The sequence below is a fragment of the Amycolatopsis sp. NPDC051102 genome, assembly GCF_040682815.1.
In the GTDB taxonomy this organism is placed as follows: domain Bacteria; phylum Actinomycetota; class Actinomycetes; order Mycobacteriales; family Pseudonocardiaceae; genus Amycolatopsis.
Genome location: NZ_JBFBBT010000001.1, coordinates 1,272,644 through 1,293,668 on the forward strand (window position 1 = coordinate 1,272,644; position 21,025 = coordinate 1,293,668).

The following is a 21,025-nucleotide window of genomic DNA, read 5'->3' on the forward strand; positions in this document are numbered from 1 at the left end:
AGACTCCACTGTGGACGGTATCGACGCCGTGTTGTGGGACATGGACGGCACGCTGGTCGATTCCGAGAAGCTGTGGGACGTCGCCCTCTACGAGACGGCGGAGTTCCTCGGCGGCAAGCTCTCCGAGGAACAGCGGATGACGCTCGTCGGGTCCAACATGGACGACACGTCGGCGTACCTGCTCGAGGTGGTCGGCCTTCCGGTCACTCCCGAGGCGATCGCGTCGACCGGCGAAGAGATCCGCCGTCGCACGGCGGGCCTGTTCGACGACGAGCTGCCGTGGCGCCCCGGCGCCCGCGAAGCGCTGACGGCGGTGCGCGACGCGGGCTTGCGTTCGGCGCTGGTCACCTCCACCGAACGCGAGCTGACCGAGCTGGCGCTGAACACGATCGGCCGGGACTTCTTCGACGTCACCGTGTGCGGCGACGAGGTCGAAGGGCTCAACAAGCCCCTTCCGCGCCCGTACCTCAAGGCGGCCGAGCTGCTCGGCGTCGACCCGGCGCGCTGCGTCGCGGTGGAGGACTCACCGCCGGGCACGGCTTCGGCCGTCGCGGCGGGCTGCACGGTGCTGGTGATCCCGAACGACGTCCCGGTCGAGGCAGGGGAGCGGCGCGTGTTCCGCGACTCCCTGGTGGGCATCGACGTGCCGGCGCTGGCGGCCCTGCTCGGCTGAGACGCCCATGTCGCTTTTCCGCTAGCCCTCGTCGTCGCACTCGGCGATGCTGGGTCCCGTGCATGAAGACTTCGAACGGTGCGTGCGGGCTGTGCAGGCGAAGGACGCCCGGTTCGACGGGTGGTTCTACACGGCGGTCCTGACGACGAAGATCTACTGCCGGCCGAGCTGCCCCGTGGTCCCGCCCAAGCCGCCGAACATGAGCTTTTACCCGAGCGCCGCGGCCGCCCAGCAGGCCGGGTTCCGGGCGTGCAAGCGGTGCCGCCCGGACGCCAGCCCGGGCTCGCCGCTGTGGAACGAGCGCGCCGACCTCGTCGCGCGTGCGATGCGGCTGATCGCCGACGGCATCGTCGACACCGAAGGCGTCCGCGGGCTCGCGGCCCGCCTGGGCTACAGCGTCCGGCAGGTCGAACGCCAGGTCTTCGCCGAACTCGGCGCGGGCCCGCTGGCCCTGGCGCGGGCCCAGCGCGCGCAGACCGCGCGGATTCTGATCGAGACGACCGCCCTGCCGATGACCGAGCTGGCCCTGGCCGCGGGGTTCGGCAGCATCCGGACGTTCAACGACACCGTGCGCGAGGTGTTCGCCCTCTCGCCGACCGAGCTGCGGCAGCGCGCGAAGGGCACGCCCACCGCGGCGCCCGGCGCGCTCGTCCTGCGGCTGCCGTACCGGAAACCGCTGTGCCCGGACAACCTCTTCGGGCACCTGGTGGCGACCGGCGTGCCGGGCGTGGAGGAGTGGCGGGACGGTGCGTACCGCCGGACGCTGCGGCTGCCGCACGGCCACGGCGTCGTTGCGCTGCGCCCGGAGGACGGCCACATCGCCTGCCGGCTCGCTCTCGCCGACCTCCGCGACCTGCCCACCGCGACCAGCCGGTGCCGCCGCCTGCTCGACCTGGACGCCGATCCGGTCGCCGTCGACGACCAGCTCGCCACCGACCCGCTGCTCGCGCCGCTGGTCGCGGCCGCACCCGGCCGCCGCGTCCCGCGCACGGTCGACGGCGCCGAGTTCGCCGTCCGGGCCGTGCTGGGCCAGCAGGTTTCGACGGCGGCCGCGCGGACCCACGCGGCCCGGCTGGTCGTCGCGCACGGCGAACCGGTCGACGACCCCGAAGGCGGCCTGACCCACCTGTTCCCCTCGCCCGAGGCACTCGCCTCCCTCGACCCCGAGACGCTGGCCATGCCCCGCAGCCGGCGTCGCACGCTGCTCGCGCTGGTCGCGGCGCTCACGGACGGCCTCGACCTCGGCGCGGGCAGCGACTGGGACGCGACCCGGGCGGCGCTGACCGCGTTGCCCGGCTTCGGGCCGTGGACGGTCGAGAGCATCGCGATGCGCGCGCTCGGCGACCCCGACGCGTTCCTCCCCACCGACCTCGGCATCAAGTACGCAGCGGAGACCCTCGGCCTCGGCGGCCAAGCCGCCGTCGTCGCCCGGTCCGCCGCGTGGCGCCCCTGGCGCGCCTACGCCACCCAGCACCTGTGGGCCACCGGTGACCACGCGATCAACCGGATGCCCGCGGCGTGAACCCGACAGGAGAAACCATGCGTTCCCACGCCGTCGTCGACAGCCCCTGCGGCCCGCTGACCCTGGTCGCCGAGGGCGACGCGCTCTGCGGCCTCTACATGGTCGACCAGCGCCACCGCCCGCACGAGCTGACCTTCGGCTCGGCGGACCCCGGCGCGGACATCTTCGCCCGCGCCGAAACCGAGCTGAAGGAGTACTTCGCCGGGCAGCGCCGGGAATTCGAAGTGCCGCTGGCGTTCGCCGGCACGCCGTTCCAGCAGCTCGTCTGGGCCGAGCTGCGCAAGATCCCGTACGGCACGACGATCTCCTACGGCCGGCTCGCCGACCGGCTGGGCAAGCCCGCGGCGTCCCGGGCGGTCGGCCTGGCCAACGGCAAGAACCCGATCGGCATCATCGTCCCGTGCCACCGGGTGGTCGGCTCCACCGGCTCGCTCACCGGCTACGGCGGCGGCCTCGAACGCAAGCGGTACCTGCTCGACTTCGAGCAGGGCGCGCTGTTCTGATCCCAGCCCGTGGGAAGCGCCGTCCACGGCCGTGTGAGATGGGCGGCATCCGCGGCGGGGCGGGGCGGCGATCCCGGGCCGGGGATGGAAGGATCGCGGACCGTGAAGACCTTCGATGAGCTGTTCGCGGAGCTTGCCGAGCGCGCGCGTTCCCGTCCCGACGGGTCCGGCACCGTCGTCGCCCTCGACGCCGGGGTGCACGCCCAAGGCAAGAAGGTGCTCGAGGAAGCCGGCGAGGTGTGGATCGCCGCCGAGCACGAGTCGGACGAGCGCCTCGCCGAGGAGATCTCCCAGCTGCTGTACCGGGTGCAGGTGCTGATGCTCGGCCGCGGCCTGTCGACCGAGGACGTCTACCGCTACCTGTGACGGGGTTTCGCCCGGTGCTGGACCGGGCGAGTGATCGAGGAGAAGAGCGAAATGCTGCGTGTTGCCGTGCCGAACAAGGGAGCCCTCGCCGCCGCGGCGACGGAGATGCTCGGCGAGGCGGGCTACCGGAAGCGGCATGAGCAGCGCGACCTGACCGTGCTCGACCCGGTCAACGAGGTCGAGTTCTTCTTCCTGCGCCCCAAGGACATCGCCATCTACGTCGGCTCCGGCGAGCTCGACCTCGGCATCACCGGCCGCGACCTCGCGCTCGACTCCGGCGCGCCGGTCGAGGAGGTCCAAGCGCTCGGCTTCGGCGGCTCGACGTTCCGCTACGCCGCCCCGGCGGGCCGGGACTGGAAGCCGGCGGACCTGCACGGCAAGCGGCTGGCGACGTCGTACCCGCGGCTGGTCCGCGACGACCTCGCCCGCCACGGCGTCGAGGCCGAGGTGATCCGGCTCGACGGCGCGGTCGAGATCTCGATCCAGCTCGGCGTCGCGGACGCGATCGCGGACGTCGTCGAATCCGGGCGCTCGCTGCGGCAGCACAACCTGGTGGCGTTCGGCGACCCGATCTGCGTGTCGGAAGCCGTGCTGCTGCGCCGCCGGGGCAGCGAGGACAGCAAGGCGAAGTCGCAGCTGGCCGCGCGCCTGCGCGGGGTGGTGTTCGCGCAGCAGTACATGATGCTGGACTACGACTGCCCGCGGACGCTGGTGGAGCGCGCGATCGCGATCACGCCGGGCCTGGAGTCGCCGACGGTCGCCCCGCTGGCCGACGAAGACTGGGTCGCGGTGCGCGCGATGGTGTCGCGCAAGAAGGTCAACCTCATCATGGACGAGCTGGCCGAAGTGGGCGCGAAGGCGATCCTGGCGTCGGACATCCGTTCCTGCCGCCTCTGACGCACGCCCGTCGTGAGTGGTGAGGCGGGTTGGAACCCGCCTCACCGCTCACGAGCGGGGACGGTGGGGTTTCTTCGGCAGCAGGTCGTAGAGGCCCTTGCGGGCGCCGTTGTCGTTGACGTTGCGGGCCACCGCCACCTCGGAGATGAAGTCCTCGAAGACGAACTCCTCGTCGGCCGGGACCACCGCGGGTGCCTGGTTCTGCTCCAGGTAGCTGTCCAGGGTCCCGGCGATTTCGCGGAACGACAGCGCCTGCAACGTCTCCGGCGCGTACGTCGTCACCGGGACGCCGTGCGCCGCCGCCTCGTTCATCACCACGCCCAGCGGCAGGTGCGAGAGCATCGGGATGCCGAAGTCGTACATCTCCTGGAGCGCCGCGGCCGCGTAGTGCGAGATCGGCCGCCGGTACAGGCTCGGCACCAGGCCGAACCACGACAGCGGCTGCCGCCCGACGGTCTGCTCGACGTACCGCACCTGGTCGGCCAGCAGCCGCAGCGCGCGGATGCTCGTCTTGTCCGGCTGGACCGGGACCAGGATGCCGTGCGACGCCGCCAGCGCGTTGTTCGTCAGCACGTCCAGCGCGGGCGGGCAGTCGATGACGCAGTGGTCGTAGTTGGCGAACTGGATAACCCGCGCGAGCTGCCAGCCGGGGACGCGGAACGAGTCGAGCCGCCGGATCAGGTCGAACATCCCCGGCGACGTCGGCACGACGTCGAGCGCGCCGCCGCGGCCGAGGTTGCTGCGCGGGTGCGGCACGACGAGTTCCTCGATCGGGCCCTTCCACGTCTTGGCCAGCGCCTTCGCCAGGCTCGGCTGGTCCGCGGGCACCTCGGACAGCCCGAGCATCTCGGTCGTCGCGTGGCCCTGCGGGTCGAGGTCGACCAGGAGCACCCGGCGGCCCTTCTCAGCCAGTGCGGCCGCGGTGCCGACGCTCAGTGAGGTCTTGCCGACCCCGCCTTTCTGGTTGACCACCGAGGTGATCTGCATGCCGGAGCGCTCCTCAAGTCGGTCGTTCCGCGAAGGTTATTGGATGCGGGCCCGTTGTGGGTGGCTATCCGCCCCCGGCCTGTCGCGGCCGGACCATCAGCGCCTGCGCGCCGGTGGCGACCGGGCCGCCGTCGTCGTGCAGGATGCTGGTCGCCGTGCCGATGCCGTGCGTGCCGACCAGCGTCACCGCGTCGAGGCCGATCCACTCGCCCTGCGGCACCCGCCGCAGGTGCACGGTCAGCTCGGAGTTGATGAACCACCACTTCCGCGGGTCGAGGTAGTTCGACACGCCGTTGCCGGAGTCGGCGACGGCGAACAGCCGCTGCAGGCCGCTCGGCTCCTCGCCGTCGACCAGCGGGACGCGCTGGCGGGCCCACACCGCGGCCGGGCCCGGCACGTCCATGCCGCCGCGCACCGCCCGCCACTCCACCGCGTCGAGGTAGCCGCCTTGCCAGCCTTCCGGCCACGAGGATTCTTCGACGCTGCCGGGCCCGGGCAGCAGCGGGCCGGCGTCGGTGCCGATCTCCGCCGTGTCCGACGTCGCGATCCGCCACGCCGACGCCCGCGCCACCACGCGATCGGCGCTCGCCAGCTCGGCTTGGAGGAGTTCGACCGACCGGCCGGGCCGCTCGATCCGGGCCCGCACGGTGAGTTCGGCGACCGGTGCCGGGCCGAGGATCTCCACGGTCACCCGGGCGAGCTCCGCCGGGTGTGTGGTTTCGACGTTTTCGAGAGCGTGGACGAGCAACGCCGACGGCGGGCCGAAGTGCTGGGCGTCCGGGGTCCACGGGCCGGCCGTGTGCGCGGTCGCGGAGAACCGGCCGCCGCCGAGCGGGACGTAGAAGGCGTCGGCCATCAGTCGGCCCGGTCCAGCGGCGTCTCGTCGCCCGCGTCGGGCTCCGGCCAGCCGGGGTACGCCGGTGGCGTGCCGCCGTACTCGGGGCAGTGCGCCTGGTGGTCGCACCAGTTGCACAGCTTGCTCTTGTTGGCCCGGAAGTCGCCGGTCTTGCCCGCCTTGAGGATGGCCTGCCAGATGGCTTCCAGCGTGCGCTCGAAGCGCAGCAGCTCGGCTTCGTCGGGGGTGTAGGCCAGCGACTGGCCGTCGGTCAGGTACATGAGCTTCAGCTGGCGGGGCACGATCCCGCGCAGCCGCCACAGGACCACGGCGTAGAACTTCATCTGGAACATCGCCTTGGCCTCGCCGATCTCGCGCGGGGCGGCGCCGGTCTTGTAGTCGACGACCCGGATCTCGCCGGTCGGCGCGACGTCGAGCCGGTCGATGTAGCCGCGCAGCAGCACACCGGAGCCGAGCTCGATCTCGACGTGCAGCTCGCAGGCCTCGGGTTCGAGCCGCCGCGGGTCCTCCAGCTCGAAGTAGGCGTCCAGCAGCTTTTCCGCCGAGCGCAGCCAGTCCGCGTGGTCGTCGGGCTTTCCGCCGTCGAACAGTTCGGTCCACTCCGGACGGTCCGCGGAGAGGTCCGTCCAGGCCGGGCCGAGCAGCTCCCGCGCCTGCGCCGGGACGCGCTCGGCGGCGGGCAGCGCGAACAGCCGTTCCAGCACCGAGTGGACGAGCGTGCCGCGCAGCTGGGCCTTCGTCGGGACCTCGGGCAGCCGGTCGACCGCGCGGAACCGGTAGAGCAGCGGGCACTGCTTGAAGTCGCTGGCCCGTGACGGCGACAACGCGGGCCGCCGCCGCACCTCGGTCGCGACGGCGGAGGTTGAGGGTTCCGTGGTGACGGTGTCGGCGTCGGGCATGGGCAGAGCGTAACGCCGGGGTACGACAGTTCCGGCGACCGCAACGCCCGCCACCCCTCCCGGCCCGTACCCGAACGGTCGGTTCGCGCACCCGGGTGCGACACCCGGCGACCCCGGATCACCTGCTCCCCACACCCGGGGCTCTAGGCTCTGCGCATGGCCGCGACCAGTGAACAGGGCACCGGGGGTACCCGGCAGGCCGTCCTTTCGGACGGTGGGCTCGTGCTGTTCCGGGTCGCCGGCGTGCCGGTGCTGCTCGCCCCCTCCTGGTGGGTCGGCTCGCTGATCGTCGTCGTGCTGTACACGCCGCTGGTCGGACGGCTGCTGCCGGACGCCTCGACCGGGACCTCCTGGCTGCTGGCCGGCGCGTTCGCGCTGCTGCTGGGGCTGTCGGTGCTCGCCCACGAACTCGGGCACTGCCTGGTCGCGCTGCGGCTGGGGATCCCCGTGCGGCGGGTGCGGCTGTTCCTGCTCGGCGGCCTGTCCGAAGTGGCCCGCACGCCCAAGCGTCCCGGTGACGAGGGCCTGGTCGCCGCGGCCGGGCCCGCGGTGTCGCTGCTGCTCGGCGGGTTCTGCGCCCTGCTGATGTTCGCCGTGCCCGCGGACGGCGCGGTCTGGCTCCTGATCGGCGAGTGCGCGGTGGCGAACCTCGCCGTCGGCGTGTTCAACCTGCTCCCCGGGCTGCCGCTGGACGGCGGCAGGCTGGTCCGTGCCGGTGTGTGGGCGGTCACCGGAATCCGCGCGAAGGGCACGCGGGCCGCGGTCGCCGGCGGCGCCGTCGTGGCCGCCGGTCTGCTCGTCTGGGCGCTGTGGGGCCTGGCGACGGCGAGCCCGGACCGCTGGCTGCGGCTGGGCGTCTGCGTCGTGACGGCGTGGTTCGTGATCCTCGGTGCCCGCTCGGAGCTGGCCGCCGAGGCGCGCCGCACCTGGCCGGAGGGGCTCGTCCTCGGCGAGCTGGTGCGGCCGGTGCTGCAGCTGCCCGCCGAGAGCCCGGTGTCGGACGCGCTGGCGGCGTCGGCCGGCCGGGGTGTCGTGCTGGTCCGCGCCGACGGCGTGGCCGCCGGGCTCCTCGACGAGGGCGCGGCGGAGCGGCTGGCGGGTTCGTCGCCGCACGCGCCCGCCGAACTGGCGGCCGAGCCGATCCGGGCGGAAACCGTCCTGCTGGCGTCGGAGCCGGGCGAAGACGTCATCGAGCGGGTCCGCGAAACCGCCGCGTGGCAGTTCCTCGTCGTCGACGACGAGGGCCGCCCGGCGGGCGTGCTGCGCCGGGACGACCTGCGCGCGGCGATGAACCGCCGCACCCGCTGAGGCCGGGCCCCGGACCGCCTGCGAAGATCTGTCGTCGGCCATTCGGGTCACCGGCCGGATGGGTGACGAGCGGCACAGTACAGGAGGAAGTGTTGTCGGTCAGCGGACCGTTTCGCGCGGGTGATCGGGTGCAGTTGACCGACTCGAAGGGGCGGCACTACACCCTGACGCTGGCCGACGGCGGTGAGTACCACACCCACCGCGGCGCCCTCGCCCACGACGACCTGATCGGCAGGCCCGAAGGTTCCGTGGTGACGTCCGCGGGCGGGTCGACGTACCTCGCGCTGCGCCCGCTCCTGCCGGACTACGTGCTCTCGATGCCCCGCGGCGCGCAGGTGATCTACCCGAAGGACGCGGCGCAGATCGTGATGTGGGGCGACATCTTCCCCGGCGCGCGCGTGCTCGAGGCGGGCGCCGGTTCCGGCGCGCTGACCTGCTCGCTGCTGCGCGCGGTCGGCCCGGCCGGGCACGTGCACTCCTACGAGATCCGCGACGACCACGCCGAACACGCCGAGCGCAACGTGGTCAAGTTCTTCGGCGAGAAGCCGGCCAACTGGTCGCTCACGGTCGCCGACCTGGCCTCGCACGAGGGCGAGGTCGACCGGGTCGTGCTGGACATGCTGGCGCCGTGGGACCAGCTGCCGAACGTGGCGGCCCACCTGGTGCCCGGCGGCGTCCTGACCGTCTACGTCGCGACGGTGACGCAGCTCTCGCGCGTCACGGAGTCACTGCGCGAGCAGCAGTGCTGGACCGAGCCCGAGTCGTGGGAGACGCTGATGCGCCCGTGGCACGTGGTGGGCCTGGCGGTGCGCCCGGACCACCGGATGGTCGCGCACACGGCGTTCCTGCTCACCGCGCGGCGGCTGGCCGACGGCACGGTGTCCCCGCGGGTGTCGCGCCGGCCCAGCAAGGGCAAGGGCTGAGCCGCTAGCCGGGCACGCACCAGCGGCCGTTCTCCTTGTGCAGCGGGAAGGGCGTGTCCTTGGTCCCGCCCGCCGCTTCGACGTGCACCTTCGCCGTCGCGGACTCGCCGCGCAGCTCCGGCGGTCCGGTCAGCTTCGCCGTGACCGGGCCGGCCGCGTCCCACGTCCGCTGGAGGCCCGCCAGGGCCTCGGTGCTCTGCGGGCGGCAGGTGAGCTTGCCGAACGCCGCCGAGTCGTGCCGGGTGATGGCGTCGACGATCGCGCGGGCCAGCACGGCCACCGCCGCCGTGTCGGCCGCGTCCGGGGCGGCCGGTGCCGAGGGGCGGGGCGGCGCCGGCGGGCTCGACGCGGCGGGCGGCGAACCCGACGGCGCGACGAGCACCAGACCCAGCACGACACCCGCGGCGGCCACGCCGAGCAGCACCAGCCCGGCGGTGAGCGCGCGGTTCACCGCCGACGGGTGCTCACGAGCCGTCCGCCTTGACGTTGGACAGGCACCAGAGCCCGGATTCCTTCTGCGCCGACATGGTGCCGACCTTGGTCTTGCTGCCGTCGGTGGCCGAGTAGCGGACCGTGGCCTTGTCGCCGGTCTCCTGCGGGTCGCCGGTCAGCTTGACCGTCACCTTCGGGATCTGGCCGGTCGTGCCCTCGTAGACGCTCCGGCAGATGACGTCGCCGAGCGCCTTCTCGTCACCGGCGTTGTAGGCCGTGATGGTCGAGTCGAAGAGCTCCTGCGAGCTGGCCTTGCCGCCGGGGGCGGGGCCGCCCGCGGGCTTGCTGGTCTTCGACGTCGGGCTGGCCGGCGAACTGGTCTTGGGCTTGGGCGTCGACGCCTTGGGCGCGGACGTCGGCGAGGCGCTGCTGCTGCTCGCGGGCGGGGCGGCGGTCTGGTCGTCCTTGCCGTTGGCCAGGACGAACGCGGTCACGCCGCCGCCGACGAGCACCACGGCGGCCGCCGCGATGCCGACGATCAGGCCGGTCTTTTTCTTCTTGGGCGGGGGAGCATCGCCGAAGCCGCCGCCGTACTGGTCGAAGCCGCTGTAACCCGGCTGCGGCGGCTGGCCCCACTGGTCCTGCTGGCCGTACTGGGGGTGGCCGTGCTGGGGCTGAGGGCCCGTCTGCGGCGGGTAACCGCCCTGGCCGGACTGGTCGTACGGACCCGGCTGGCCGAACTGCTGGGTGCCGCCTTCGTACGGGCCGGGCTGGCCGAACTGCTGCGTGCCGCCGTAGCCGGGCTGCTGCTGGGGTCCGCTCTGGGGGTAACCACCGGGCTGTGGATGACCGTACGGCCCGGGCTGCTGCCCGTAGCCGCCGGGCTGCTGGCCGTAGCCGCCCGGTTGCTGCGGCGGGTAGGTCATGAGTGGTGCCCCCTAGCGTTCCCTCGAAAGCGCCCGGCCGTCGGGGCCGGGTACCGCGTCGCCCGATGCTAGCCACCGGCCCGTCCCGCCGCGCGGTTAGGGCGGAACTGGCCGGAATTGCCCGGATCCCCGGCCGGGGTTGGGCCACCCGTGGGCGGGGTACTCCCGACGTGCTTGCTTCATCCCGGCCCGGCCGGACCCGCGACACACCGGCGCCACGGCACCGAAATGGCCGCTTGCGCTGCGGGAATGTCCGTGCTGGAGGGGGCCGGCAAACCGCGACGCGCCGATCTTGTGATCCGGAAAGGCCTTTTCTTGTCGGTGATCGCCGGTACCGTGGAATGAAAAGCACTCCGAGGAGGTGCCCGATGCATCATGACCTTCCCGGAGGTCGGCGCGAGGAGGCCGACCCTTCAGCAACATCCGGAGCTGGGACGACGGCGGACGAGCAGGCTCGGCAGATCCGTTTTCTCGAGGAAGAAGTGGCGCTGCTGCGCCGCAAACTGACGGACTCGCCACGGCAGAACCGGGTTCTCGAACAGCGGCTCGCCGAGGCCTCGGAAAGGGTGAGCCAGCTCACCGAACGCAACACCAAACTGGTCGAAACCCTGCGCGAAGCGCGAGGACAGCTCCTCGCCCTCCGCGAGGAGGTCGACCGGCTGGCCCAGCCACCGTCCGGGTACGGCGTCTTCGTCGAGGCGTACGAGGACAACACGGTGGACGTCTTCACGGCCGGCCGGAAGATGCGGGTGTCGGTTTCGCCCGCGGTCGAGCTCTCGTCCCTGCGTCGCGGCCAGGCGCTGCGGCTCAACGAGGCGCTCACCGTGGTCGAAGGCGGCGGTTTCGAACGCACCGGTGAGGTGTGTGCCCTGCGCGAGGTGCTCGCCGCGGACGTCGAGGGCGGCAGCCCCCGTGCGCTCGTGGTCGGGCACGCGGACGAAGAGCGGGTGGTCCTGCTCTCCGACCTGCTGGCCGAGCAGCCGCTCAAGCCGGGCGACTCGCTGCTGGTCGACTCCAAGGCCGGCTACGCGTACGAGCGCGTGCCGAAGGCGGAGGTCGAGGACCTGGTGCTGGAGGAGGTGCCCGACGTCCGCTACGAGGACATCGGTGGCCTCACCCGGCAGATCGAGCAGATCAGGGACGCGGTCGAGCTGCCGTTCCTGCACGCCGACCTGTACCAGGAGTACCAGCTGCGGCCGCCCAAGGGTGTCCTGCTCTACGGCCCGCCGGGCTGTGGCAAGACGCTCATCGCCAAGGCGGTGGCGAACTCGCTGGCCAAGAAGGTGGCGGCGGCGCGGGGCGACAACGCGGACGGGAAGTCCTACTTCCTGAACATCAAGGGTCCCGAGCTGCTCAACAAGTTCGTCGGGGAGACCGAGCGGCACATCCGCCTGATCTTCCAGCGGGCGCGGGAGAAGGCTTCCGAGGGCACCCCGGTGATCGTGTTCTTCGACGAGATGGACTCGATCTTCCGGACCCGCGGGTCCGGCGTGTCCTCCGACGTGGAGACCACGATCGTGCCGCAGCTGCTGTCGGAGATCGACGGTGTCGAAGGCCTGGAGAACGTCATCGTCATCGGCGCCTCCAACCGCGAAGACATGATCGACCCGGCGATCCTGCGGCCGGGCCGGCTCGACGTCAAGATCAAGATCGAGCGTCCGGACGCCGAAGGCGCGAAGGACATCTTCTCCAAGTACCTGGCCGAAGGCCTGCCGATCCACGCCGACGACCTCGCCGAGTTCGGCGGGGACCCGAAGGCGACGTTCGACGCGATGATCCAGCACACCGTCGAGCGCATGTACGAGGAGAGCGACGAGAACCGGTTCCTCGAGGTGACCTACGCCAACGGGGACAAGGAAGTCCTGTACTTCCGCGACTTCAACTCGGGCGCGATGATCCAGAACATCGTGGACCGGGCCAAGAAGTCGGCGATCAAGTCGGTGCTGGAGACCAAGCAGCCGGGTCTCCGCGTGCAGCACCTGCTCGACGCGATCGTCGACGAGTTCGCGGAGAACGAGGACCTGCCCAACACCACCAACCCGGACGACTGGGCCCGGATCTCCGGCAAGAAGGGCGAGCGGATCGTCTACATCCGCACGCTCGTCACCGGCAAGAACCAGGACTCGGGGCGGGCGATCGACACCGCCACGAACACCGGTCAGTACCTGTAGGGATCGAACGCGCGATGGGGCGGCTGCTGGTTCAGCCGCCCCATCGGCGTGTCTAGCGGCGGACCAGTTCCGCGTCGACCGGAGTTGAGCGGCGCAGGCGCAACTTTTCGTGCGCGGCGAGGATCCCCGTCACCACCAGCAGTGCCCCGGCCGGCTGGTTCCAGCTCACCGGTTCACCCAGCACCAGCACGCCGAGGAGCACGCCCACCACCGGCGTCAGGTACGTCACCGCCGAGGCGTTGGCCGCACCCCAGGCCGCGATGATGCGGACGTTCCACACGTAGGCCAGGCCCGTGCCGAACACGCCGAGCGCCACCATGCTCGCCACCACCGGCAGGTCCAGGTGCACCGGTGTCGCCGCGATCGCCGGGGCCAGCAGGCCCAGGATCACCGTCGCCGACGCCGTCTGCCCGAACGCGACGACCACCGGGTCCGTCCCGCGGGGTGAGAGGAACCGGCGCACGTAGACGAAACACGCGCCGTAACACGCCGTCGCTCCGAGGCAGGCGAGCTGGGCCGTCAGCTGGTGGCTGACGTCGACGCCGTGCCACACCCCGACGATCGTGAGCACGCCGGCGAACCCCAGCAGCAGGCCGAGCACCCGCGGCGGCGTGAACCGCTCCTCGGGCAGCGCCACGGCCGCCAGCAGCATCGTGACCAGCGGCGTCGTCGCGTTGAAGATGCTCGCCAGCCCGGACGGGATGTACTGTTCCGCCCACGAGAACAGCAGGAACGGCACGACACACAACAGCACCGACACGACCGCGAGGTGGCCCCACAGCACGGGATCGCGGGGGAGTGGCCGCCGCCGCACCACCAGGACCGCCGCGAGCGCCAGCGCGCCCAGCGCCACCCGGGCGAGCGCGACCTGGGCGGGGGAGAGCCCGCCGAGACCGACCTTGATGAACAGGAAACTCGCACCCCACACCACGGCCAGCAGCGCGAACCGCACCGTGACCCCGAAATCCGCCCGTCGCATGGCCGCAGTCAAACCCGAGGCCCGCCCGCGAAGCCAGCGGTTTTCGGACCGGGCGTTGTGTATAACGACCTATACCGTCCGGCGGTAGGCTGCCGGACATGGTGCGGAGCCGGTGGCAGGACGCGGTGCGGTACGTGGCCGGCCGGGTCTCGGGGCCGCCGCTGCCGGAGGACCTGGACGTCACGATCCACTTCCACCCGGAGCGGCTGGTGGGGGAGGTACCGCTGCTGCGGCACTGGCTGACCGACGGGCGCTACCGCTCGCAGTTCGAGACGGGCACCGGCAACGGCGGCCTGACCGCGCACCCCGGCGGGGCCCGGTGGCAGTGGGAGCACCGGATGTTCGGCGGGGTCTACGACGAGCTGCCGCCTTCGGCCCGCCCGAAGTACGGCTCGCTCAACCACCGCCGCCGCCCGGCCGGCGGCTCGGTCCGGTTCGGTTCGGCGCACTTCCGGCTCAAACGGGACGTGCTGCCGCGCACGACGTTCTGCTACCCGGACAGCTTCCACGAGCCGGCCGGCTTCGGCACCGCCACGCGCATGCCGCTGATCCCCCTCGTCGAAGCGGACGCCCCCGACGAGCTCGACGACTACGTCGAGGCCCACGTCCACGGCCCGCTCCGGCTGCCGGACGACGTCGCCGCCCTCGTGCTGGACCCGTCCTTCCGGGGCACCGACGTCGAGGCGGCGGCCGCGGAGTTCCGGTTCCCGGTGTACTGGCACCACGGGTTCCGGCTTTCCGTGACGGCCCTCGCGGAGCACGCGGACTACCGCGGCGAGGACGCCGTGCGGGCCGGCGAAGACATCGCCGAGGACGGGTGGCTGGACGCCCGCGTCATCGGTGATGCCGTCCGCGCCGGCCGGCACGACCCGCAGGTGCTCAAGCGCGTGTGGCACTGCACCGCGCGGTTCGGGTCACCCGGGTAGCAGCGCTTCGGTCAGCCGGCGCCAGTGCGGCATGGCGCTGGTGCCCGGCTCGACGCCGATCACCTGGACGCCCACGTGGTCGGCGCCCGCGTCGAGGTGGCCGCGCAGCTTCGCGGTGATCGTGTCGAGGTCGCCCCAGAACACGAGGTCGTCGACGAGGCGGTCGCTGCCGCGGCCGCCGTCGATGTCGGCTTCGGTGTAGCCGAGCCGCCGGAACTTGGCGACGTTGTACTCCGAGGTGAGGTACATGTGCAGGTGGGCGCGGGCGGTCTCCCGCGCCTTGGCCGGGTCGGTCTCGAACAGCACGGCGTGCTCGACGCCGAGGAACGGTTCCGCGCCGAGGATCTCGCGCGCCTGGGCGGTGTGCTCGGGTGTCACGTGGTAGGTGTGCGCGCCCGCCGCCCGGTCGCGGGCCAGCTCCAGCATCTTCGGGCCGTACGCCGCCAGGATCCGGCGCATCGGTGCGCGCGGGGCGGGGTTGACGTTCTTGTCCACGTCCAGTGCGTCGAGGTAGTCGTTCATCGCCCGGAGCGGTTTCGCGCCGGGCTTCCCGGCGCCGAAGCCGAGGCCCAGCAGGTGGCGGTCCGGGTAGGCGTCGGCCAGCAGCAGGGCCCCGCCGCGGGTCCACTGCGCCTCGCGGGACCAGATCTGCGCGATCCCGTTGACGACGGTGAGGCGTTCGGTGGCCGACAGCAGGAACCCGGCGTGCGTCAGGGCTTCCCGGCCCTCGCTCTCCGGGATCCAGATCGCCGGCCAGCCGAGTTCTTCCAGCTCCTGGACCGAATCCCGGATCAGGCCGGCCGGCTGGTCCTCGAAGTCGAACGTCCAGATCCCGTAGCGGCCCAGCCGCATGTTTTCGATCGTACCCATGAATCGAAGTATCGCAGATTTACGATATGTAGCGCAACGACGGGTGCCGCCGGGGGAGAGGGGCAGGTCAGAGAGTGCGGCCGAACAGCTCGACCAGCTCGGCGATCCGGGCTTCGTCGCGCTTGTAGTGCGTCCACTTGCCGACGCGCGTCGCCCGCACCAGGCCGGCGCGGTGCAGCACCGCCATGTACGCCGAGACGGTCGACTGCGCGAGCCCGAGCTTCTCCTGGATGTGGCTCACGCACACCCCGACCTCGGCCGGATCGGCGATGGCCCGATCCACGGGGAAGTGCCGCTCCGGCTCCCGCAACCAGCCGAGCACCTGCAGCCGCACCGGATTCGCGAGCGCCTTGAACACCTCGAGCAGCTGCTCGACATCCGGCGCGGGTTCGATGTGCGTTGTCATGACCGGATCCAGTATAGGCACGCCGATCCGAGATCCCCGGACTCTCGCGTATAACGACCTATACTGCACGGCGTGAGCGAAGAAACCCCGCGGCCGCGCGCGCCCATCACCGAATCCGACGTCCTCGCCTGGCTGGAGACGACGGCGGCCGCCGTCGAAGCGGGGGAGGTGGGCGCCCAGGAACTCATCGACCTGCTCGGCGAGCTGCGCCGGGCCTCCGCGGCCTGCGCCGACGCGTCGGACTGGCTGCTCCTCGCGGCGCGTGAAGGCGGCGCCAGCCTCCGCCAGATCGCGCCGGTCTTCGGCAAGGGCTACGTCCGCGCCCCGGCCGCGCGCCTCGAGAAGCTCCACCGCCAGGCCCAGAACTCCGATCAGTGGCTGGCCATCCTCCGGCACAAGCAGTCGGCATGAGCGCGGACCGCATCGCGCTGGGGCTGGCGGCGCTGGGCCGGCCCGCGTACATCAACCTGGGCCGGGACGGGGCGCTGCCGCCGGTGCGGGACGTCGATTCGATGCGTGCGGCGACGTTCGCGGTGCTCGACGACGCCTACGCCGCCGGCGTCCGGCACGTCGACGTCGCCCGGTCGTACGGGCGCTCCGAGGAGTTCCTGGCCGGGTGGCTCGCCGAGCGCGGGCACGGCGACGTGGCGATCTCCAGCAAGTGGGGCTACGCCTACGTCGGCCAGTGGCGGCTCGACGCCGAAGTGCACGAGGTGAAGGAGCACTCGGCCGCGCGGTTCGCCGCGCAGTGGGCGGAAACCCTGGCGCTGCTGGGGGATCGGGTCGGCCTGTACCAGGTGCATTCGCTCACTGTGTACAGTCCGCTGTTCACCGACGAGCCGCTGCTCGAAGCCCTGGCCGAGCTGGCCGCGAACGGCGTCGCGGTCGGGTTTTCAACGTCGGGGCCGGCGCAGGCGGCGGCGATCGAGCGGGCGTTCGCGCTGGAAGTGGCCGGGCGCCCGGTGTTCTCCGCGGTGCAGTCGACGTGGAACGTCCTGGAACCGTCGGCGGGGCCGGCGCTCGCCGCGGCGCACGCGGCCGGGAACCGGGTGCTGGTCAAGGAAACCCTGGCCAACGGCAGGCTGGCGGTCGAGGCGCCGGCCGCCGTGCGCGAGCTCGCGGCGGCGCACGGCACCGGCCCGGACGCGGTCGCGGTGGCCGCGGTGCTGGCGAACGGCTGGGTGGACCGGGCGGTGATCGGCCCGGCGAGCCCGGCGCAGCTGGCGGCGAACCTGCGGGCCACGACCCTGCAACTGAGCGCGGCGGAACGGGATTCGCTGGCCGCGCTCGCCGAGGAACCCGAGGTGTACTGGCGACACCGGTCCTCGTTGGAGTGGGACTGAGCGGCTGCACTACCCTTCGCAGGCACGCCACGGACGACAGGAGGCCGGAGCAGGTGCGTCATCGGCAGGCGATCGCGTTGGCCGCGGTCGCGTTGGTCGGCCTCACGGGCTGCGACGGGCCCGACCCGAACAACCTCGAGACGTACTACGACGATCCGGTGCCCACGTCCGCGCCGCCGCCGGTCACGGAAGCCCCGGTGAGCCCGGCAAAGGCGGCCCCGGTCACGCCGCCTCCGGTCGTGCCCGATGCCGGCCGGCTCGCGGAGCAGGCGCTGCTGTCGGACGCCGACGTCGCCGGAGAAGGTGTCCAGCCGGGCTCGGGTGAAGCTTCGGGCTGCCTGGCGGACGGGCCGTCGGCGGCGAGCCGGACCGCGACCTGGCGTTATCCCACCGGGTCGGTGCTGAGCCACCGCGTCGTGGCGTTCCCGGACCGATCGGCCGCCCAGGCCGTCGCGGAAAACGAGTGCCCGGGCAAGCCGGTGACCGTTCCCGGTCAGCCCGGCGTCGAGCGGCAGCAGGCCTGGTGCGAAGGCAAGACCTGCACGGTGTTGCTGGCCAGGGGAAGCCTCGTGTCCGAGCTGACGGTCTCGGCGAGCACGGAGGCCCGTGCGGTGGACGCGGCGAAGCGCCTGCTGCCGGCGATGGCGGCGAAGCTCGCGGCTCAGCCGTAGCGGCGGAACCATTCCTGGACGCCTTCGCGGCCGTCGGGGATGAAGGGCAGTTCCGGGGCGGGGTCCTCGGCCCAGGCCCGGAGGTCTTCGAGCGGGATCCAGCGGCCTTCGGCGATCTCCTCGGCCTGGTGGCGGATCGGGCCGTCCCAGCGGACCTCGAAGGCGAAGTTGTGGCAGCGGTTGCGGCCGTCGTCGTAGACCTTGGTGAACAGCGGGACGGGTTCCACTCCCTGGACACCGAGTTCTTCGGCGAGTTCGCGGCGGGCGCACTCGGCCGGGGTCTCGCCGGCGGCGACCACCCCGCCGGCCCAGCAGTCCCAGGTCGAGGGGAAGACGTCCTTGCCCGGGGTGCGGAGGTGCACGTAGACCGCGGTTCCGTCACCCGAACGGACCAGGACGACGCCGGCGGCGTGCCACAGGCCCTCGGCGCGCACGCGGGCGCGGGTGGTGGTGCCGACGACCGCGCCGGCCTGGTCATAGAGGGCAACGAGTTCGTCACTGCCTGGCATGGGTGCATCGTTCCACTAGGGCGACCCCGTAGGGTGGGGACATGCGGCGGATCATGGGAACCGAAGTCGAGTACGGCATCTCCGTGCCGGGCGACGCGACGGCGAACCCGGTACTCACCTCCACCCAGGTCGTGCTGGCCTACGCGGCGGCGGCCGACATCCCGCGCGCCCGGCGGGCGCGGTGGGACTACGAGGTGGAGTCCCCGCTGCGCGACGCGCGCGGGTTCGACCTGACCGGCCCGGGCGGGCCGGGCCACGACCCGGACGTCGAGGACCTGGGCGCGGCGAACGTCATCCTGACCAACGGGGCGCGGCTGTACGTCGACCACGCGCACCCGGAGTACTCGGCGCCCGAGGTGACGAACGCGCGGGACGCGGTCATCTGGGACAAGGCCGGCGAGCGGGTGATGGAGGAGGCGGCGATGAAGGCCGCTTCCGTGCCGGGCCAGCCGCAGCTGCAGCTGTACAAGAACAACGTCGACGGCAAGGGCGCGAGCTACGGCACGCACGAGAACTACCTGATGGCGCGTTCGACGCCGTTCACCGCGGTGATCGCCGGGCTGACGCCGTTCTTCGTGTCGCGGCAGGTGGTGACCGGCTCCGGCCGGGTCGGGATCGGCCAGCAGAGTGAAGAGGCCGGCTTCCAGCTCTCCCAGCGTGCGGACTACATCGAGGTCGAGGTCGGCCTGGAGACGACGCTGAAGCGCGGGATCATCAACACCCGCGACGAGCCGCACGCGGACGCGGACAAGTACCGCCGGCTGCATGTCATCATCGGCGACGCGAACATGTCGGAGTACTCGACGTACCTCAAGGTCGGGACGACGGCGCTGGTGCTGGACCTGATCGAGTCCGGCATCCGGTTCGACGACCTGAAGCTGGACGAGCCGGTCAAGGCCGTCCACCAGATCAGCCACGACCCGACGCTGAAGACGCAGGTGGCGCTGGCGAACGGGAAGAAGTACACCGGCCTGGACCTGCAGTTCGCCTACCATGAGATCGCGTCGCAGAACCTGGAGCGCACGGGCGCGGACCAGGCGTCGAAGGAGGTCCTGCGGGTCTGGGGCGAGATCCTGGACGCGCTGGCGCGGGACCCGCAGGAGTGCGCGGACCGGCTGGACTGGCCGGCGAAGCTGCGGCTGCTGGAGGGCTACCGGCAGCGCGACAGCCTGGCCTGGGGCGCCCCCCGGCTGCGGCTGGTGGACCTGCAGTACTCGGACGTGCGGCTGGCGAAGGGCCTGTACAACCGCCTGGTGACGCGCGGGTCGATGAAGCGGCTGGTCTCGGAGGAGGAGGTGCTGGCCGCGGTGACGACGCCCCCGTCGGACACGCGGGCCTACTTCCGGGGCCGGGCGCTGGAGAAGTACGCGACCTCGATCGCGGCGGCGTCGTGGGATTCGGTCATCTTCGACGTGGGCAAGGAGTCGCTGGTGCGGATCCCGACCTTGGAGCCGCTGCGGGGGACGAAGGCGCACGTCGGCAAGCTGCTGGACAACGCCGCGACGGCGGAGGAGCTCGTGGAGGCGCTCACCGGTTCGGACTAGGCGGGACGCACCAGCGATCGCGGCGTGACCCCGAATGTCGGGGCCGCTGGGTAGGCTAGGAAACATCAGCCACACCGGGAGGCGAGATGGCCCAGGAAAAGATCGAAAAGCACGGCGGTGGTGACTCCGACGAGGAGTTCGAGGACACCGGCGCGGCGGGTCAGGAGCGGCGCGAGAAGCTCGGCGAGGACGTGGACACCATCCTCGACGAGATCGACGACGTGCTCGAAGAGAACGCCGAGGACTTCGTCCGGGCCTACGTGCAGAAGGGCGGCGAGTAGCCGCTCGGGGCGCTGCGCCCTTGCCGACCAGTTCAGCCGGCGGCCGGGGCTCCGCGTGGTGGTGGCCGTGACGGGCTGCCGCGCGCGGGGCCGCGGCCCGCACAGATGGGATTCTTGAGCACGTATGGACAACACCAGGGGCATCTCGGGTCCCGCGCTGCCCGGGGCGTACTTTTCGTCGGCGACATCGTCGTTTTCGGACTTCCTGCGTGAGCAGGCGCCGGAGTTGCTCCCGCAGCGCCGGGTGGCGGCGAGTGCGGCGGAGCTGGGCGTGCCGCACGGGACGACGATCGTCGCGTGCACCTTCGCGGGCGGGGTGCTGATCGCCGGTGACCGGCGGGCGACGTCGGGAAACCTGATCGCGAGCCGCGACATGGAGAAGGTGCACGTCACCGACGAGTACTCGGCGGTGGGCATCGCGGGCACGGCGGGGCTGGCCGTGGAGATGGTGCGGCTGTACGCGGTGGAGCTGGCCCACTACGAGAAGATCGAGGGCGTTTCGCTGTCGCTGGACGGCAAGACGAACAAGCTGGCCGGGATGGTCAAGGCGAACCTCGAGATGGCGATGGCCGGGCTGGCGGCGATCCCGTTGTTCGTGGGGTACGACCTGGATGCCGAGGACGCGAAGCACGCCGGCCGGATCGTCTCGTACGACGCCGCGGGCGGCCGCTACGAGGAGAACGGCGGCTACGCGTCGATCGGTTCGGGTTCGCTGTTCGCGAAGTCGGCGATGAAGAAGCTGCACGACCCGGACGCCGACGTCGAGGGCGCGATCCGCGCGGCGGTGGAGGCCCTGTACGACGCGGCGGACGACGACACGGCATCGGGCGGCCCGGACCTGGTGCGGCGGATCTTCCCGACGGTCGTGACGATCACCGCGGAGCAGGGCGCCCTGCAGCTGCCGACGGCCGAGGCGGCGGCGGTCGCCGAAGCTGTGGTGGCGGGGCGGATCGAGCGCCACCAGCGGCGGCTCTCCTGACCGCGGGACCTGAACCAGTGAACGATGGAACACCGGAAGACCTGGAGCGCACAC

At 72.1% G+C, this 21,025-nt stretch carries 24 protein-coding genes; 15 read left to right on the forward strand and 9 right to left on the reverse strand.

The features are described 5' to 3' along the window. Window positions 1-10: 10 nt before the first annotated feature. The 5 genes from AB0M93_RS05335 (at window position 11) to hisG (ending at window position 3,961) form a co-directional block, all read left to right on the forward strand. A complete protein-coding gene (locus AB0M93_RS05335) occupies window positions 11-673 on the forward strand; it encodes an HAD family phosphatase (protein ID WP_364268609.1) in 663 nt (220 codons plus the stop codon). A gap of 58 nt (window positions 674-731) precedes the next feature. Beyond that, the gene (locus AB0M93_RS05340) at window positions 732-2,195 is read left to right on the forward strand and encodes an AlkA N-terminal domain-containing protein (protein WP_364268611.1); all 1,464 of its coding nucleotides are present in this window, start codon (window positions 732-734) and stop codon (window positions 2,193-2,195) included. Window positions 2,196-2,212: 17 nt separating this feature from the next. Then, window positions 2,213-2,698, forward strand: coding sequence for a methylated-DNA--[protein]-cysteine S-methyltransferase (locus tag AB0M93_RS05345; protein ID WP_364268613.1), 486 nt, complete (start codon window positions 2,213-2,215; stop codon window positions 2,696-2,698). A gap of 102 nt (window positions 2,699-2,800) precedes the next feature. After that, complete coding sequence (locus AB0M93_RS05350; RefSeq protein WP_364268615.1) at window positions 2,801-3,064, forward strand: phosphoribosyl-ATP diphosphatase; 264 nt, start codon at window positions 2,801-2,803, stop codon at window positions 3,062-3,064. Between the two features lie 51 nt (window positions 3,065-3,115). After that, window positions 3,116-3,961 (forward strand): ATP phosphoribosyltransferase, encoded by an 846-nt coding sequence (gene hisG / locus AB0M93_RS05355; RefSeq protein WP_364268617.1) that lies wholly within the window; start codon window positions 3,116-3,118, stop codon window positions 3,959-3,961. A gap of 48 nt (window positions 3,962-4,009) precedes the next feature. Here the strand turns inward: hisG and AB0M93_RS05360 are convergent, their stop codons facing one another. The 3 genes from AB0M93_RS05360 to AB0M93_RS05370 all read right to left on the reverse strand — a co-directional run bounded on the left by AB0M93_RS05360 (window position 4,010) and on the right by AB0M93_RS05370 (window position 6,703). Further along, complete coding sequence (locus AB0M93_RS05360; RefSeq protein WP_364268619.1) at window positions 4,010-4,948, reverse strand: ParA family protein; 939 nt, start codon at window positions 4,946-4,948, stop codon at window positions 4,010-4,012. A 64-nt stretch (window positions 4,949-5,012) separates the two neighbouring features. Then, window positions 5,013-5,804 (reverse strand): thioesterase family protein, encoded by a 792-nt coding sequence (locus tag AB0M93_RS05365; protein WP_364268621.1) that lies wholly within the window; start codon window positions 5,802-5,804, stop codon window positions 5,013-5,015. Further along, window positions 5,804-6,703: a RecB family exonuclease gene (locus AB0M93_RS05370; RefSeq protein WP_364268623.1), complete on the reverse strand. Its 900-nt coding sequence runs from the start codon at window positions 6,701-6,703 to the stop codon at window positions 5,804-5,806. Before AB0M93_RS05370 ends, AB0M93_RS05365 begins: the two co-directional genes overlap by 1 nt. 156 nt (window positions 6,704-6,859) lie before the next feature. Here AB0M93_RS05370 and AB0M93_RS05375 point away from each other — a divergent pair, with 156 nt between their 5' ends. Both AB0M93_RS05375 and AB0M93_RS05380 read left to right on the forward strand, forming a co-directional pair. After that, window positions 6,860-8,011 carry a M50 family metallopeptidase gene (locus AB0M93_RS05375; RefSeq protein ID WP_364268625.1) on the forward strand — a complete coding sequence of 384 codons (1,152 nt, stop codon included), beginning with the start codon at window positions 6,860-6,862 and terminating at the stop codon, window positions 8,009-8,011. 92 nt (window positions 8,012-8,103) lie between these two features. Beyond that, entirely contained in the window at window positions 8,104-8,934 is an 831-nt protein-coding gene (locus AB0M93_RS05380) for a tRNA (adenine-N1)-methyltransferase (protein WP_364243056.1), read from the forward strand. Between the two features lie 4 nt (window positions 8,935-8,938). On the opposite strand, the gene AB0M93_RS05385 is transcribed toward AB0M93_RS05380, so the two are convergent. Next, on the reverse strand, window positions 8,939-9,385 hold the full coding sequence (locus AB0M93_RS05385; RefSeq protein ID WP_364268627.1) for a hypothetical protein: 447 nt from the start codon (window positions 9,383-9,385) through the stop codon (window positions 8,939-8,941). Window positions 9,386-9,398: 13 nt separating this feature from the next. Continuing rightward, window positions 9,399-10,292: a hypothetical protein gene (locus tag AB0M93_RS05390; RefSeq protein WP_364268629.1), complete on the reverse strand. Its 894-nt coding sequence runs from the start codon at window positions 10,290-10,292 to the stop codon at window positions 9,399-9,401. 368 nt (window positions 10,293-10,660) lie between these two features. Here AB0M93_RS05390 and arc point away from each other — a divergent pair, with 368 nt between their 5' ends. Further along, window positions 10,661-12,463: a proteasome ATPase gene (arc, locus tag AB0M93_RS05395; RefSeq protein ID WP_364268631.1), complete on the forward strand. Its 1,803-nt coding sequence runs from the start codon at window positions 10,661-10,663 to the stop codon at window positions 12,461-12,463. 52 nt (window positions 12,464-12,515) lie between these two features. On the opposite strand, the gene AB0M93_RS05400 is transcribed toward arc, so the two are convergent. Next, complete coding sequence (locus AB0M93_RS05400) at window positions 12,516-13,442, reverse strand: DMT family transporter (protein WP_364268633.1); 927 nt, start codon at window positions 13,440-13,442, stop codon at window positions 12,516-12,518. A 98-nt stretch (window positions 13,443-13,540) separates the two neighbouring features. On the opposite strand from AB0M93_RS05400, the gene AB0M93_RS05405 reads away from it, so the two are divergent. Further along, the gene (locus AB0M93_RS05405; RefSeq protein ID WP_364268635.1) at window positions 13,541-14,368 is read left to right on the forward strand and encodes a DUF3626 domain-containing protein; all 828 of its coding nucleotides are present in this window, start codon (window positions 13,541-13,543) and stop codon (window positions 14,366-14,368) included. Here the strand turns inward: AB0M93_RS05405 and AB0M93_RS05410 are convergent. Continuing rightward, window positions 14,357-15,238, reverse strand: a complete 882-nt coding sequence (locus AB0M93_RS05410) for a TIGR03620 family F420-dependent LLM class oxidoreductase (RefSeq protein WP_364268637.1) — start codon at window positions 15,236-15,238, stop codon at window positions 14,357-14,359. The two genes, AB0M93_RS05405 and AB0M93_RS05410, sit on opposite strands and share 12 nt — an antisense overlap. Window positions 15,239-15,305: 67 nt before the next feature. After that, window positions 15,306-15,644: a metalloregulator ArsR/SmtB family transcription factor gene (locus AB0M93_RS05415; RefSeq protein WP_364268639.1), complete on the reverse strand. Its 339-nt coding sequence runs from the start codon at window positions 15,642-15,644 to the stop codon at window positions 15,306-15,308. A 72-nt stretch (window positions 15,645-15,716) separates the two neighbouring features. On the opposite strand from AB0M93_RS05415, the gene AB0M93_RS05420 reads away from it, so the two are divergent. The 3 genes from AB0M93_RS05420 to AB0M93_RS05430 are packed head-to-tail and all read left to right on the forward strand — an operon-like array spanning window position 15,717 to window position 17,658. Beyond that, complete coding sequence (locus AB0M93_RS05420; protein ID WP_364268641.1) at window positions 15,717-16,055, forward strand: hypothetical protein; 339 nt, start codon at window positions 15,717-15,719, stop codon at window positions 16,053-16,055. Further along, a complete protein-coding gene (locus AB0M93_RS05425; RefSeq protein ID WP_364268643.1) occupies window positions 16,052-16,987 on the forward strand; it encodes an aldo/keto reductase in 936 nt (311 codons plus the stop codon). The genes AB0M93_RS05420 and AB0M93_RS05425 overlap by 4 nt, the downstream gene beginning before the upstream one ends. 53 nt (window positions 16,988-17,040) lie before the next feature. Further along, the gene (locus AB0M93_RS05430) at window positions 17,041-17,658 is read left to right on the forward strand and encodes a hypothetical protein (RefSeq protein WP_364268645.1); all 618 of its coding nucleotides are present in this window, start codon (window positions 17,041-17,043) and stop codon (window positions 17,656-17,658) included. On the opposite strand, the gene AB0M93_RS05435 is transcribed toward AB0M93_RS05430, so the two are convergent. Then, window positions 17,649-18,167, reverse strand: a complete 519-nt coding sequence (locus tag AB0M93_RS05435) for an NUDIX domain-containing protein (RefSeq protein ID WP_364268647.1) — start codon at window positions 18,165-18,167, stop codon at window positions 17,649-17,651. The two genes, AB0M93_RS05430 and AB0M93_RS05435, sit on opposite strands and share 10 nt — an antisense overlap. Window positions 18,168-18,208: 41 nt before the next feature. On the opposite strand from AB0M93_RS05435, the gene dop reads away from it, so the two are divergent. The 3 genes from dop (at window position 18,209) to prcB (ending at window position 20,971) form a co-directional block, all read left to right on the forward strand. Further along, window positions 18,209-19,711, forward strand: coding sequence for a depupylase/deamidase Dop (gene dop, locus AB0M93_RS05440; RefSeq protein WP_364268649.1), 1,503 nt, complete (start codon window positions 18,209-18,211; stop codon window positions 19,709-19,711). A gap of 86 nt (window positions 19,712-19,797) precedes the next feature. Then, the gene (locus AB0M93_RS05445) at window positions 19,798-19,992 is read left to right on the forward strand and encodes a ubiquitin-like protein Pup (protein ID WP_003075646.1); all 195 of its coding nucleotides are present in this window, start codon (window positions 19,798-19,800) and stop codon (window positions 19,990-19,992) included. 124 nt (window positions 19,993-20,116) lie between these two features. Next, window positions 20,117-20,971: a proteasome subunit beta gene (gene prcB / locus AB0M93_RS05450; protein WP_364268651.1), complete on the forward strand. Its 855-nt coding sequence runs from the start codon at window positions 20,117-20,119 to the stop codon at window positions 20,969-20,971. The last annotated feature ends 54 nt before the right edge of the window (window positions 20,972-21,025 follow it).

Excerpts from the sequence above, each read along its gene's own strand:
- AB0M93_RS05345 (WP_364268613.1), top strand. The coding sequence starts at position 2,213 with ATGCGTTCCCACGCCGTCGTCGACAGCCCCTGCGGCCCGCTGACCCTG.
- hisG (WP_364268617.1), top strand. The coding sequence starts at position 3,116 with ATGCTGCGTGTTGCCGTGCCGAACAAGGGAGCCCTCGCCGCCGCGGCG.
- AB0M93_RS05360 (WP_364268619.1), bottom strand. The coding sequence starts at position 4,948 with ATGCAGATCACCTCGGTGGTCAACCAGAAAGGCGGGGTCGGCAAGACC.
- AB0M93_RS05365 (WP_364268621.1), bottom strand. The coding sequence starts at position 5,804 with ATGGCCGACGCCTTCTACGTCCCGCTCGGCGGCGGCCGGTTCTCCGCG.
- AB0M93_RS05370 (WP_364268623.1), bottom strand. The coding sequence starts at position 6,703 with ATGCCCGACGCCGACACCGTCACCACGGAACCCTCAACCTCCGCCGTC.
- AB0M93_RS05375 (WP_364268625.1), top strand. The coding sequence starts at position 6,860 with ATGGCCGCGACCAGTGAACAGGGCACCGGGGGTACCCGGCAGGCCGTC.
- AB0M93_RS05390 (WP_364268629.1), bottom strand. The coding sequence starts at position 10,292 with ATGACCTACCCGCCGCAGCAACCGGGCGGCTACGGCCAGCAGCCCGGC.
- arc (WP_364268631.1), top strand. The coding sequence starts at position 10,661 with ATGCATCATGACCTTCCCGGAGGTCGGCGCGAGGAGGCCGACCCTTCA.
- AB0M93_RS05400 (WP_364268633.1), bottom strand. The coding sequence starts at position 13,442 with ATGCGACGGGCGGATTTCGGGGTCACGGTGCGGTTCGCGCTGCTGGCC.
- AB0M93_RS05405 (WP_364268635.1), top strand. The coding sequence starts at position 13,541 with ATGGTGCGGAGCCGGTGGCAGGACGCGGTGCGGTACGTGGCCGGCCGG.
- AB0M93_RS05410 (WP_364268637.1), bottom strand. The coding sequence starts at position 15,238 with ATGGGTACGATCGAAAACATGCGGCTGGGCCGCTACGGGATCTGGACG.
- AB0M93_RS05415 (WP_364268639.1), bottom strand. The coding sequence starts at position 15,644 with ATGACAACGCACATCGAACCCGCGCCGGATGTCGAGCAGCTGCTCGAG.
- AB0M93_RS05425 (WP_364268643.1), top strand. The coding sequence starts at position 16,052 with ATGAGCGCGGACCGCATCGCGCTGGGGCTGGCGGCGCTGGGCCGGCCC.
- AB0M93_RS05435 (WP_364268647.1), bottom strand. The coding sequence starts at position 18,167 with ATGCCAGGCAGTGACGAACTCGTTGCCCTCTATGACCAGGCCGGCGCG.
- dop (WP_364268649.1), top strand. The coding sequence starts at position 18,209 with ATGCGGCGGATCATGGGAACCGAAGTCGAGTACGGCATCTCCGTGCCG.
- AB0M93_RS05445 (WP_003075646.1), top strand. The coding sequence starts at position 19,798 with ATGGCCCAGGAAAAGATCGAAAAGCACGGCGGTGGTGACTCCGACGAG.
- prcB (WP_364268651.1), top strand. The coding sequence starts at position 20,117 with ATGGACAACACCAGGGGCATCTCGGGTCCCGCGCTGCCCGGGGCGTAC.